Source organism: Curtobacterium sp. PhB25 (genome assembly GCF_004365375.1).
In the GTDB taxonomy this organism is placed as follows: domain Bacteria; phylum Actinomycetota; class Actinomycetes; order Actinomycetales; family Microbacteriaceae; genus Curtobacterium.
In genome coordinates, this window is sequence record NZ_SODR01000005.1 from 37298 (window position 1) to 50444 (window position 13147).

10 protein-coding genes are annotated in these 13147 nt (G+C 72.5%); 4 read left to right on the forward strand and 6 right to left on the reverse strand.

Features of this window, described 5'->3' with window-relative positions; translation table 11 throughout:
- Window positions 1-23 precede the first annotated feature (23 nt).
- The 3 genes from EDF51_RS10850 (at window position 24) to EDF51_RS10860 (ending at window position 4932) form a co-directional block, all read left to right on the forward strand.
- Window positions 24-2600, forward strand: coding sequence for an alpha-L-rhamnosidase (locus tag EDF51_RS10850; RefSeq protein WP_134194891.1), 2577 nt, complete (start codon window positions 24-26; stop codon window positions 2598-2600).
- 106 nt (window positions 2601-2706) lie between these two features.
- Window positions 2707-3621 carry a metallophosphoesterase gene (locus EDF51_RS10855; protein WP_133937950.1) on the forward strand — a complete coding sequence of 305 codons (915 nt, stop codon included), beginning with the start codon at window positions 2707-2709 and terminating at the stop codon, window positions 3619-3621.
- A 249-nt stretch (window positions 3622-3870) separates the two neighbouring features.
- Window positions 3871-4932 carry an NADP-dependent oxidoreductase gene (locus tag EDF51_RS10860; protein WP_133937948.1) on the forward strand — a complete coding sequence of 354 codons (1062 nt, stop codon included), beginning with the start codon at window positions 3871-3873 and terminating at the stop codon, window positions 4930-4932.
- A 25-nt stretch (window positions 4933-4957) separates the two neighbouring features.
- Here EDF51_RS10860 and EDF51_RS10865 read toward each other — a convergent pair whose 3' ends face one another.
- The 3 genes from EDF51_RS10865 to EDF51_RS10875 are packed head-to-tail and all read right to left on the reverse strand — an operon-like array spanning window position 4958 to window position 7894.
- Window positions 4958-5830, reverse strand: coding sequence for an ABC transporter permease (locus EDF51_RS10865; protein WP_185094234.1), 873 nt, complete (start codon window positions 5828-5830; stop codon window positions 4958-4960).
- Window positions 5817-6779, reverse strand: coding sequence for an ATP-binding cassette domain-containing protein (locus EDF51_RS10870; protein ID WP_134194893.1), 963 nt, complete (start codon window positions 6777-6779; stop codon window positions 5817-5819). The genes EDF51_RS10865 and EDF51_RS10870 overlap by 14 nt, the downstream gene beginning before the upstream one ends.
- A gap of 38 nt (window positions 6780-6817) precedes the next feature.
- Window positions 6818-7894 carry a sigma-E factor regulatory protein RseB domain-containing protein gene (locus EDF51_RS10875; protein WP_166673532.1) on the reverse strand — a complete coding sequence of 359 codons (1077 nt, stop codon included), beginning with the start codon at window positions 7892-7894 and terminating at the stop codon, window positions 6818-6820.
- A gap of 139 nt (window positions 7895-8033) precedes the next feature.
- Between EDF51_RS10875 and EDF51_RS10880 the strand changes: the two genes are divergently transcribed.
- Window positions 8034-9503, forward strand: a complete 1470-nt coding sequence (locus tag EDF51_RS10880; RefSeq protein ID WP_134194897.1) for an FGGY family carbohydrate kinase — start codon at window positions 8034-8036, stop codon at window positions 9501-9503.
- A gap of 86 nt (window positions 9504-9589) precedes the next feature.
- Here the strand turns inward: EDF51_RS10880 and EDF51_RS10885 are convergent, their stop codons facing one another.
- From EDF51_RS10885 to EDF51_RS10895, 3 genes are read right to left on the reverse strand one after another with little or no spacing between them, the layout of a single operon-like run.
- Window positions 9590-10072 carry a ribose-5-phosphate isomerase gene (locus EDF51_RS10885; protein ID WP_134194899.1) on the reverse strand — a complete coding sequence of 161 codons (483 nt, stop codon included), beginning with the start codon at window positions 10070-10072 and terminating at the stop codon, window positions 9590-9592.
- Window positions 10069-11811, reverse strand: a complete 1743-nt coding sequence (locus tag EDF51_RS10890) for a dihydroxyacetone kinase family protein (protein WP_134194901.1) — start codon at window positions 11809-11811, stop codon at window positions 10069-10071. The genes EDF51_RS10885 and EDF51_RS10890 overlap by 4 nt, the downstream gene beginning before the upstream one ends.
- Window positions 11812-11822: 11 nt before the next feature.
- Window positions 11823-13139, reverse strand: a complete 1317-nt coding sequence (locus tag EDF51_RS10895) for an MFS transporter (protein ID WP_207895492.1) — start codon at window positions 13137-13139, stop codon at window positions 11823-11825.
- Between the last annotated feature and the right edge of the window lie 8 nt (window positions 13140-13147).

The window sequence follows — 13147 nt, forward strand, 5'->3', positions numbered from 1 at the left end:
TTTCATCCGACCTTGGAGGTGCGATGGAGCTCCTGGACCACGACGTCGACGGCCAACACGACCCGATCGGGACCGCACAGTGCGGCCTGCGGTTCGCCTGGCGTCCCGACGAGACCCAGACCGCTGCGCAGGTGGTGGTCCGGGACGCCGACCGCGTCGTCTGGGACTCCGGCCGCACGGAGACGCCGACACCCTGGTTGCGTTCGCCGTCCGACCTGCGGTTCACCGCGTGGACCGAACACGCTTGGGAGGCCCGGGTGGAGTCCGCCACGGGCGTCGCCGTGGTACGCGGCAGGTTCACCCCGGCACCGCTCGCCGCCGCCGAGTGGTCCGGAGCACGCTGGATCGGAGGCCCGGCCAGCGCCGGAGCCGCCGCGCGTGACGCCGCCGACGACGGCCGGGGTCCGCGCGCACGCAGCGCGGACGGCAGCTTCGCCGCACCGGTGCTCTCGATCGGTGTGCCGGCCGGACCGCCGGTCGAACGGGTACTGCTCGCCCTCGCCGCCGGGGGCCACGCCGACGTGCGCGTCGACGGGGCGCTCGCCACCGACGAGGTCCTGGCGCCGACCACGACGCACTGGGACCGCCGGGTCCAGGTCGTCGTGCACGACCTGACGGCGGCGCTCGGCGACGGCAACGCGCACGAGGTCGGTCTCGAACTCGGCCGCGGCTTCCACGGCATGACGAACGCGAACGTCTGGGCGTGGGAACGGGCTCCGTGGCACGCGGAGCCCTCGGTCCGTGCGGTGCTCCGGATCGAGCGCGACGGCGGCGCGGTGGAGGTGCTGCCCACCGGACCGGACTGGACCGCGCGGGCCGGCACGATCCTCCTGGACGACCTGTACGGCGGCGAGCTGGCGGACCTGCGCCGTCGCGTCGGCGGGTCGCTGGCGGCGGTTCCGCAACCGGCCACCGTCGTCCCCGGCCCGGCCGGGGCGCTCGAGGCGCGACGTGAGCAGCCGATCCGGATCGTCGAGGAGCTCGCGGCCACCTCGGTCACCGAAGCCGCACCGGGGGAGTGGGTCGTGGCCTTCCCGCGGGTGATCGCCGGTTGGGTCGGTCTGCGGTTGCCGGCCGGTGCCGCGGGGCGGACGGTCCGGATCCGCTCGGGCGAACGGCTGCGCGCTGACGGACTGCCGAACGCCGACGACGACAACCACTACTTCGCCGACGGGTTCCAGACCGACGAGGTCACCCTCGACGACCGTGGCGGGTGGTGGGAGCCACGCTTCTCGTACAAGGGATTCCGGTTCGTGCAGCTCTCCGGTTGGCCGGACGCGTCCGGTCCCGCTCCGTCCGACGTCGTCGCCCGGGTGGTGCGCACCGACGTCGCACGGCGCGCGGACTTCCGGACCGACGAGGCCCTGCTGCAGTGGGTGCACGACGCGACCGTGCACACGATGGAGAACAACCTGCACGGGTACCCGACCGACACCCCGAAGTACGAGAAGAACGGGTGGACCGGCGACGCAGCGGTCGGCGCGGACATGTTCCTGACGAACCTCGACACCGCGGCGGTGCTCACGAAGTGGGTCGGTGACCTCGCGGAGACCGTCGCACCGGGGCACCCGCCCGCGCTGATCGCCCCCAACGCCGGCGTGTTCGGCGTCGACACCCGCGCACCCGTGTGGCACGCAGCGCTCGTCACCGTGCCGTGGGACGTGTACCGCCACACCGGGGACCCCGCAGTGCTGGAGCAGCACGTCGACGTCATCGAGGAGTACGCGCGCTTCGAGGCCGAACGGTCGCCCGGGGGGATCGCCGACACGATCCTCGGGGACTGGGTCGCCCCCGGCACGAGCCCCGGCGGCGGAAACCCACCCGAGGACTCCCGCGTGCCGGCCACCGCGTTCCTCGTCCGGATCCTCGACACCGTCGCCGCGATCGACGACGTGCTCGGGCGCGACGGGTCCTGGGCACGAACGGCCGCAGAGGACGTCCGCGCGGCGTTCACCGAGGCGTTCCTGCACGACGGCGCGGTCCGGGGCGAACGCGACGAGGGATTCCGACAGTCCCACCAGGTGCTCGCCCTCGCGTTCGACGTCGTGCGCGCCCCGTCCGACCGGGGAGCCGTGGCCGCGGCGCTCGCCGCCGACGTCCGGGCCCGCGGCGACCACCTGGACACCGGGGCGATCGGGACGAAGTGGCTGCTGCCCGTCCTGACCGACGCCGGCTACCCGGACCTCGCGCTCGCCGTCGCCCGACAGACCTCGCCACCGTCGTGGGGCGCCTGGCGCGAGGCCGGGGCGACGTCGATGTTCGAGCACTGGGACCTGGCGGCACGGTCGCACGGTCACTACTTCCTCGGGACGGTCGACGACTGGCTCACCGGGTGGGTCGCGGGGATCCGGCCGACCGAGGCCGGATGGCGGCGGTTCACCGTGGCACCCGCGGTGTGCGGCCCGGTCGGGTCGGCATCGTGCACGGTGCGGACCCCGTACGGCGACGCCGCGGTGGCGTGGACCGCCGATGACGGCACCGTGTCCCTCACCGTGACGGTGCCGCCCGGTTCCGGCGCGGACGTCGTCCTGCCCGACGGCACGCAGCACGTCGCCGGCCCCGGCACGAGTCACTTCGTGAGCAGAAACGGTCGAGTCTGACGACCCGACCCGACCATTCCTGCTCACGAAGCGCCCCCGCTCACGAAGCGCCCCCGACCCAACCCCGCCCAGCCCACCCATCGCCCCCGTGGCTACCGTGGACCCCATGCAGCCGCCCGCAGCAGGAACCCTCCGCGTCCTCCACCTCTCCGACACCCACCTGACCGGCGACGGCGCCCTGCACCAGGGGGCCGTCGACACCACCGCAGCGCTGGACGCCGTGCTCGCCCACGTCGACGGAGTGCCCGGCATCGGCCTCGTCGTCATCTCGGGCGACGTGTCCGAGGACGGCAGCCCCGAGTCCTACGCCGCCGTCCTCGAGCGGGTCGGCGGATGGGCCGAACGCCACGGAGCCGCCCTCGTCGCGGTCCCGGGCAACCACGACCTGCGCGAGGGCTTCCGCCAGGTGCTGTCCAACGGCCACGTCCTCGGCGAGGGCGGCCGACCCGTCATGCACACGATGGAGTACCACCCGCCGACGGTGCCGGTGTGGGGGCAGTCCCTCGTCGCCGGCCGGAGGATCGTCACGGTCGACACGAGCGTGCCGGGTGCCGGCTACGGCGAGCTGAGTGACGCCAGCCTCGAACGACTCCGCGCCGCGCTCGCCGGGGACCACGCCCCGCACGGCACGGTCGTCGTCCTGCACCACCCGCCCCTGCCGGCCCCGACCGAGCTGCACGAGGCGCTCCGGCTGCAGAACCCCGAGGCGCTCGCTGACGTGATCCGGGGTTCCGACGTGCGCGTGGTCCTGGGCGGGCACTACCACCACCACTTCGCCGGATCGCTGGCCGGGGTCCCGGTCCTCGTCGCCCCCGGGGTCGCGAACGACACGGACGTCACCGGCGCGTACGACGAGGAATCGGCCTCCGTCGACAGCGGCGCCCTCGTCGTGGACGTCGCCGAGGACGGCTCCGTCTGGTCGACGCCGCTGCGCGTCCCACGCCCCGACGCCGACCCGCTCGCGTTCCACCTCGACGCCGAGACCGTCGCGTCCGTCATCGCGGCCGCCGGCAAGCACTGAGCGGCAGCCAGCAAGCACTGAGTGGCCGCCGGAAAGCACCGAGCGGCCGGCGTGCAGTGAGCGCGCGACGCGCACCGAGCGCGCGGGGCGCCCTGGACGTGCGCGACCGACGGACGGGAGGCCCGTGGCGGCGCCGCCACGGGCCTCCCGTCCGCTCGTCGGTACCGCCCACGGCCGGTACCCCGCCTGCTCGGGCTGCACGCGGGGAAACCGAGTAGGCCGGAGGCACACGCCAGCGAAGGAGCACCCATGCGGAACGGCAAGGCAGTCCAGTACGACCGGTACGGCGACTTCAGCGTGGTCGAGCTCGTCCCGCAGGAGAAGCCGACGGCCGGCCCCGGCGAGATCGTCGTCGAGATCGTCGCCGCCGGGTTGAACCACATCGAGCGCTTCCTGCGCGAGGGGAAGCTCCGGGACCACATCGAGCTCGAGTTCCCGGCACGGCAGGGCGTCGACTTCGCCGGCATCGTCCGGGCGCGGGGCGACGGCGTGAAGGACCTTCGGGTGGGTGACGAGGTCATGGGGCACGCGCCCCAGGGCGGATCGCACGCGAACTGGATCGCGGTTCCGCGTGGTGCCGTCATCAAGAAGCCCGAGTACGTCGGGTGGGAGGTCGCCGGTGGCCTGTACCTGGCCGGGTGCACGGCGGTGTCGGTGGTGCGATCGCTCCGCCTCGGACCGGACGACACCGTCGTCATCACCGCTGCAGCGGGCGGTGTCGGCCACATCGAGAGCCAGCTGGCGCACGACGCCGGTGCGACCGTGATCACCCTCGGCAGTGCGCGCAACCACGACTACCTGCGGCAGATCGGCACGCTGCCGGTCGTGTACGGCGAGGGCGAGGAAGACCGCATCCGAGCGATCGCGGACGGCCGGCCGATCACCGCCTTCATCGACAACCACGGGGAGAGCAATGCCGAACTCCTGGCGGAACGCCTCGGGGTCGGGTCCGAGCGCTTCGTGTCGTCGGACGAGCGCCGCGACATCGAGCTGCGGTTCCTGCGCGCCCCGGCAGAGGACGAGGAGACCCGGGAACTCCTGACCCTGCTGGCGAAGGCCCTGCAGGAACGTCGCTTCCAGGTGCTCATCTCGGGCTTCTACCCGTTCGAGTACATCGTCGAGGCGTACGAGGACCTCGCCGAGATGAAGTCACGCGGCAAGGTCGTCATCGGGATGCAGACGGTCGAGACCGGAGCACGGCTCGACTGGTACCGCTCCGAGAAGGCCCGCGACCTGCGGGACCGCTACGCGGATGCGCGCGGCTCGGAGGCGGAGACGATGGCGGGCGGCTCAGCGAGCCCGGCGAGCTGACGGCGGTCGGGCTCGGCGGTCGGGCTCAGCTCAGGATGTCCTTCGAGGCGAACCGGCTGTACGCCAGCGCCCCGAACACGACGACGTAGCCGAGCTGCAGCAGTGCGTTCGACCCGAACGAGTCGAACGAGATCGGGTCGCGGAGCAGGTCGCCGAACCCCAGCCACTGGTGCGAGAACAGGTACGGGTGCAGCCAGTCGAGCTGGGGGAGCTGGTCGAGGACCTGGGAGGCTCCGGCCAGCACCACCGTCGCGGCCATCGCCCCGACCGGCACGTTCGTCAGCGTCGACGCGAACATGCCGATCGCCACGAGTCCGAGCATCGACATCGCCACGTAGAGGGCGAGGAGCAGTGCCCGACCGGCGTACGACGCTCCGCCGACCTGGGTGCCGGACAGCAGCGTGACCGGACCGATCGGGAACAGCACGGCACCGATCGCCGCACCGACGAGCACCACGAGCAGCGTGGCCGCCAGGCAGAACGCGACCGCGCCGGCGAACTTGACCAGGATGAACCGCACCCGGCCGGTCGGTGCGACGAGCAGGTAGCGGATGGTGCCGTGGCTGGCCTCGCCCGCGACGGTGTCGCCCGCGACGACGCCCACCGTGAGGGGCAGGAACAGCGGGATCGACACCGTCAACGCGGTGAACGCCACGAACAGGCCGTTGTTGGTGATGTCGCCGAGGAACGCCGGGCCGCCGTCGTCGCCGTCGGTCGTCAGCTTCACGGCGACCGCGATCAGGACGGGGACGAGCGCGAGCGCCCCGAGCATCGCCCAGGTACGGCGACGTCGGAACACCAGCGCGAGTTCGGAGCCGAGCAGGGCGAAGGGACGCTGGCGGCGCGGGGCCTCGGCATCGGCGTCGGGCAGTGCACGGGCAGTGTCAGGCAGCGACATCGAAGCCCTCTCCGGTGAGCGCGACGAACAGGTCCTCGAGCGTGCCGCCGCCCACCGTCAGCCCACGGACGCGGACGTCGGCGCGGACGAGTTCGGCGGTGATGGTCTCGGGCAGCAGCTCGTGCGGCAGGTCGGCGACCAAGACGTCCGCGCCGCCGTCGTGCCGGGGGACGAGCCCGAGCCGGCTCAGCACGCTGCCGGCCTGCCCGACGTCGGGCGTGCGGACGGTCACGGTGCGTGCTCCGGCGGACCGCAGTTCGTCGAGTTCGCCCTGTGCCGCGAGCTTGCCGGTGCGCATCACCGCGGCGTGGGTGCAGACCTGCTCGATCTCGGCGAGCAGGTGGCTCGACACGAACACCGTCGTGCCGTCGTCCGCCAGGGACCGGATGAGGTTGCGGACCTCGCGCGTGCCCTGTGGGTCGAGCCCGTTCGTCGGTTCGTCGAGCACCAGCAGGTCCCGCGGGGAGAGCAGGGCGTTCGCCAGGCCCAGCCGCTGCTTCATGCCGAGCGAGTACGCGTGCGCCTTCTTGTCCGCCGCGTGCGTCAGGCCGACTCGGTCGAGGGCACTGGCCACGCGGGCCCCGCGGGTGCGCGGGTCCGACGTGGGGTCGGCCGCGTCGAAGCGCTGCAGGTTCGCGCGCCCGGACAGGTACGGGTAGAAGGCCGGCCCCTCGACCAGGGCACCGACGCGCGGCAGCACCTGGTGGAGCGCCTTCGGCATCGACTGACCGAGCACCTCGATCGTGCCGCCGGTCGCGCTCGACAGCCCGAGGAGCATCCGGATCGTGGTGGTCTTGCCGGAGCCGTTCGGCCCGAGGAACCCGAACACCGCGCCGCGCGGCACCGACAGGTCGATGCCGTCGACGGCGCGCTGCTTGCGGAAGACCTTCTGGAGGCCCGTGGTGCGGATCGCGAGCTCGGTGCCCGTGGTCGGACGGGTCGCGTCCACGGCGGCTGGTTCCGTCGTGTGCGCGGGTTCCGGTGCGCTCACTTCGCGGCGGCGACCAGCGACGACACCGGCACGGCGCCGGCGAGGACCCGGCCGTCGTCGGTCAGGTAGACCGACACGAGCGAGGTCTGGACGGCACGGCCGCCGTCGACGGCCTTCGTGAGCTGGCCGAGCAGGCCCGACGCCTCGTCACCGAGGGACGACTGGTCCACGGTGCCGGCGGGGAGCTCGGCGATCGTGCCCCAGCCCTCGCCCGTGAAGGTCGGCTCGTCACCGGCGTGCGCGCCGCGGGCGTGGTCGCCCTTCGCGTGCGCACCGTGCTCGGCGTCGGACAGGTCCTTCTCGGTGACCTTCGCGTTCGACGGGGGCGTGAAGTCGAAGAGCCGCGCGGCCGGCGCGCCGTAGTCGAGGCTCGTGAACCCGACCTGCACCGCGGGGTCGTCCTGCCCGGCGGCCTGGATCGTCGCGCGCAGCGGGAGCCCGGTCTGCTGGTCGACCGCCAGTCGGACGGTGCCGACCAGGGTGTCGGAGGACTTCGGCGTCAGCGTGATCTGCCAGGCGTCGTGACCCGCGACACTGACCTCGGTCGGCTTCGAGACCGTGGTGCTCGGAGTGATGGCGTCGATGGCCTGCTCGGCGATGTCGGTCGGCGTGGTGGTGCCGTCCTGCAGGTCCTTCGCGGTGTCGGAGGGCAGGGTCACGTGCGTGGCCGTGCGCTCCTTCGAGTCCCAGGTCCAGACCTCGGACCCGTTGCGGACCACGTCCTGCTCGGCGAGCTGCTGCGTCAACTGCACGCGCTGCTTGTCGGCGCCGTCGACGTACACGCGGGCGGTGTGCGACGAGGTGAGCAGCCCGAGCACGTCCGAGGCGTCGCCCTCGAGCGAGGAGCCGCCGGAACCGGTCGGCAGTTCGGGGAGTCCGAGGTCGCTCGACTGCGAGAGCTTGCCGGAGTACTGCGCGTCCGAGGACTTCGCGATGCTGGCGATGACGTCGGCCGCGGTCGGGTTCGTCCCCGCGATCGGGTCGTTCGCCGCGTTCGCGATCATCGGGGCGGCGACGGCGCCGGCGACGACCACCGGCGCGATGACTGCTGGCAGCCAGGCTGACTTCTTCATCGGGTTCCCCTCGTGGAGCATCGGAGTCGTGAGTACGGTACGTCCGGCCCCCGACAGGACGCTGGGCGTCGACGGATCGCGATCGTTCGTAGACTCGGGAGGCGACCGACGGCGGTCGCGTGGCGGCGAAGGAGGCGGCATGCGGGCGGTGCTCGGTCTGGACATCGGGACGTCGAGCACGAAGGCGCTGTTGGCCCGGTTCGACGGCACCGTGATCGCCGAGGTGAGCCGCCGACACGACGTCGACCGTCCTGCACAGGGCCTGGTCGAGATGGACGCGGCCGTGTGGTGGGACGAGTTCACGACGTTGACGCACGAGCTCCTCGCGCTCGTCCCCGATGCCGACGTGCAAGCCGTGGGCGTGAGCGGCATCGGCCCCTGCGTCCTGCTGACCGACGACGCGGGTGATCCGCTGCGCCCGGCGGTCCTGTACGGCGTCGACACCCGGACGGCCGACCTGCTCGACGAGGTCACGGCCGAGCTCGGGGGCGAGGACACGATCCGCGCCCGGTGTGGCTCCGGACTGAGCACCCAGGCCGCCGGGGCGAAGCTCGCGTGGGTCGCCCGGCACGAGCCCGACGTCTGGGAGCGCGCGGTCCGGTTCACGATGCCGGCGTCCCGCGTGGTGGAGCTGCTGACGGGGGAGTACGTCCTCGACCACCACTCGGCCAGCCAGACCACGCCGCTCTACGACGTCCACGAGAACACGTGGATCACCGAGTGGTGCGAGCAGCTCGCTCCCGGCCTGCCCCTGCCGCGGCTGCTGTGGTCCGGCGACCAGGCGGGCGTGGTGACGCGCGAGGCGGCCGCGGCCACGGGCCTCCCGGTCGGTATCCCCGTGACGGCCGGCACCATCGACGCGTGGGCGGAGGGCGTGAGCGTCGGCGAGTCGGTGCCGGGCCGGATGTTCCTGCAGTACGGCACCACGATGTTCATGATCGCGCCGACCGCCGAGCCGACGCCGGTGCCGGGCATGTGGACGACGGTCGGGACGCACCCGGGGCAGCCGAGCGTGTCGGGTGGGATGGCGACCTCCGGGGCGATCACCGACTGGCTGCGTCGGCTGGTCGACGGCGAGTGGCCGACGATGCTCGAAGAGGCTCGGTGCGCCGGGATCGGCGCGAACGGGCTGCTGATGCTGCCGTACTTCGCGGGGGAGCGGACGCCCATCGCCGATCCGGACGCGCGCGGGGTGATCGCCGGGCTGACGGTGCGGCACACGCGAGGGGACATCTACCGGGCGACGCTCGAGGCGACGGCCTACGCGGTCCGGCACAACATCGAGGTGCTGCGTGCGGCCGGGGTCGAGGTCCGCGAGCTCGTGGGGGCGGGCGGCGGGTTGCTCGGACGGCTCTGGCCGACGATCGTGAGCGACGTGACCGGGCTGCGGCAGACGGTGCCGTCGGTGACCGTGGGAGCGTCGTACGGGTCGGCGTTCTTGGCGGCAGCGCTCGTGGCCGACGTCGACATCCGGCAGTGGAACCCGCCGGCCACCGTCATCGAGCCGGACCCCGTCGCGACGGCCGCCTACGAGCCCGGGTACCGCGACTACCGCGAGCTCTACGAGGCGACGAAGGCCGTCGTGCACCGCTTGGCCGCGCGCAGCTGACCGTTCGACACCGCGCAACGGACACAGCACCGCGCAGATGCACGGTGCTGTGTCCGGAACCTGGTTCCGCGGGAGTGCCGCCGCGCCTACGCCGAAGCGTCGACGCCGGCCGGCGCGCTGCCGTCGTACTCGCAGATGGCCTGGACCTTCGAGGCGCTCGCGCTCGTTCGGTCGAACTCGTAGCCCAACCACTCCTTCGCCATCCGGCGGGCGACCTCGACGCCGACGACCCGCTGGCCCATGCAGAGGACCTGGGCGTCGTTCGACAGGACCGAACGCTCGACGCTGAACGAGTCGTGCGCCGTGACCGCCCGGATGCCGGGGACCTTGTTCGCCGCGATCGCGACACCGAGTCCGGTGCCGCAGATCAGGATCGCGCGGTCGGCCTCACCGTTCGCCACGAGTCGTGCCGCCTCGACGGCCACGTGCGGGTAGGCGGTGTGCCCGTCCGCGTCCACGCCGACATCGACGACCGACGCGACCCGCGGGTCGGCCTCCAGGTCCTGCTTGATGATCTCCTTGTAGTCGAACCCGGCATCGTCCGAGCCGATCACGAGACGGTACGTCATGCGTGTGTTCCTTCCAGTTCGTTCGCACGGGCAGCGAGGACCTCGCCGACCCGCGTGAGGATCATCCCCATCGAGGTGGCACCCGCGTCGGGTGTCCCCAGGCTCTTCTCCGCCAGCGGCCGGGCACGCCCGACCTTCGGCGTGAGGTCGGCGGTCTTGTCGGCCTCGTCACGAGCGACTTCCGCTGCAGCCTGCCACGCGTCGGTGAGCGAGGAGCCAGCCGACACCGAGGTCCGCAGCGCATCCACGAAGGGCAGCAGTGCGTCGAGCAGCGTCTTGTCCCCACGGGACGCCCCGCCCAGGTGGACGATCGAGTCGGCGAAGGCCTGCGCGGCCTCGACGACGTCGGACGCCTCGTACGCGGAGCGGTCGTCGCGCAGCGACCGTCCGAAGGCCTCGAGTGCCGCACCCCACAGGACTCCCGAGGTGCCGCCCGCGAACTCGGCCCACGCGTCACCGGCGCGTCCGAGGACGAAGGCGACCCCTGCCTCCTGGCCGACCCGGTCGACCGCCTTCCGGGCCGCGCCGATCCCCTTCACCATGCCGCGTCCGTGGTCGCCGTCGCCGGCGACCGCGTCGATGCGGCCGAGCTCCTCCTCGTGCTCCCGCAGGAGCGCGTCGATCGCCTCGATCGCGTCGCGTGCCGTCTGCGCGGCCTGCCGGGAGGCATCACTCGCGTCCGGCACGGCCGTCGCCTCGTCCTCGGCGTCGTCCACGGCGTCGGCCGGCAGCAACGCTGCGATCGGCGCGGCCGCCTTGCGGTACGCGGGCGTGTAGGTGTCGGCGCGCCACAGGGGATCGAGCTCGTCGTCGAGCCACTGGAGGGTCAGCGAGCAGCCGCCCATGTCGAGGCTCGTGACGAGTTCGCCGACCTCGGGTTCGACGATCTCGAGTCCAGCGTCCTGCAGCAGCGGGAGTACGCGGCCCCAGAGCAGGAACAGTTCCTCGTACTTCGTGTCGCCGAGGCCGTTGAGGATCGGGGCGACCCGGGTACCCGCGTTCGCCGGTCGGTCGGCGAGCAGCCGTTCGACGAGCAGCGTCGCGAGGTCGGTGGCGCGGAGCAGTGGGACGTCCTCGATGCCGGGCTCGCCGTGGATGCCGAGCCCGAGTCCGAGGTGGCCGTCGGGCACGGTGAAGAGCGGCTCGGTGGCGCCGGGCATGGTGCACCCGGAGAACGCGACACCGATCGTGCGGGTGGCGGCGTTGCTGGCGTTGCCGAGGCGCTCGACTTCGTCGAGGTCCGCGCCCGCGGCGGCCGCGGCACCCATCGCCTTGAAGACCGAGAAGTCCCCGGCGATGCCACGGCGCTTCGACTCCTCGTCGGCGCTCGCGATGTCGTCCGTGACCACGACGATCCGGGTGTCGATGCCCTCGGCACGCAGCCGCTCGGCGGCGAGCCCGAAGTTCATCGTGTCACCGGCGTAGTTGCCGAACGACAGCACGACGCCCTTCCCCTGGTCGGCCGCCTTGGCGACCGAGTACACCTGCGCGGTGGACGGCGAGGTGAAGACGTTGCCGACGACGGCGCCGGTGGCGAACCCCGGGCCGACGATCCCGCAGAACGCGGGGTAGTGGCCGGAGCCGCCGCCGACGACCACCGCGACCTGGGGGTCGGCGCCGTCGGTGGGCAGGGTGACGACGCCGCCGTGGACGCCGCGGACGCGGTCGGCGTAGAGCGCGAGCCAGCCGGCGAGCTGGTCCTCGGCGAACTCGTCGGGGGCGTCGTAGATCGTGGTCATGCTGGAGTCCTTCAGTGGGAGGTGCGGGTGCCCTGCGGCACCTTGAGGAAGTGGATCATCACGAACGCGCAGGCGTACAGGCCGACGAACGTCCAGGTCGCGGCCTGACCGCCACCGCCGAGCGCGAAGACCGCGGCGACCACACCGGTGCCGAGGAACGCCGCGCCACCGGCCGCCGTCGTGTACATCGCCATCGCGGCGCCCTTGTGCTCGGGGGCGAGCGCCGGCATGATCGCGCCCATCGGCACGAAGCCGGCGAGCAGGCAGCCGAACACGCAGCCGGCGACGACGGAGAGCACGTACCCCCAGTCCGAACCGGCGGGGACGAGCTGCGGGACGTACCACCAGGCGATGAGGCCGAGGGCGGACCCGACGATGCCGAACCACTTGACGGTGCGCTGCCAGCCGATCTTGTCGCCGACCCAGCCGAACAGCGCGTTCACCAGGATGTTCGTCGCGTAGACGCACACGGTCATGAGCAGCCAGCGGCTCTGGCCCCACCCGCGCTCGTTCGCGATCACGGCGGGCAGGACGACGAACATGCCGAACTCGGGCGCGGTGTTGATCAGGCGGACCAGGAAGCCCATCAGGATCTTCGGCCGGGTGACGGTCAGGCGGATGCCGCTCGTCAGTACCTGCCAGGCGCTCTCGCCGGCCGGGGCGATGCGGGAGAACCCGTTCGGCAGCCGGACGCCGAACAGCATGATGAGGAACCCGATCACGACCAGGCCGATCGAGGCGACCATCGCGCCGGTCTCACCGATCGTGCCGCCGCCGAACACCGGGATGGCGCCGATCGCGAAGAGGGAACCGAGCGTCGGCAGGCCTCCCGTGAAGGCGACGTAGAACCAGCCGACCGCCGAACCGTTCCGCTCGACCGGGGTGGTGATGTTCACCCAGACCAGGAACGCGAATGCGAAGAGCGGGTAGCCGAAGCCCCGGACGGCGTAGGCGACGGCCGCGAACGGCACGCTGCCGATGTTCAGCGCGAGCAGGAAGAGCACCTCGAAGACGACCCAGACGGCGAACCCGAGGATCATCACCCGGCGCGGCCCGATCAGGTCGGAGAGGGCGCCGGAGACGTAGCTGCCGATCAGGGCGGCGAGGCTGTAGAAGGTCACGATCGTCGCGACGGTGGCCTCGGGGCTGCCGAGGACCGCGACCATGTGCGGGGTGATGAAGTTCGACTCGACGCCGTTCCCGGTCATGAAGACCAGGACGGCGACGAACCCGAGGGCGAGCGGGCGGGGGATCCCCATCCGGTCGAGGCGGCCCTCGGCGCGAGGGGTCGTGGGCGCACCGGTGGCGCGCTGTGTCGTCGTTGACATGCTTGCTG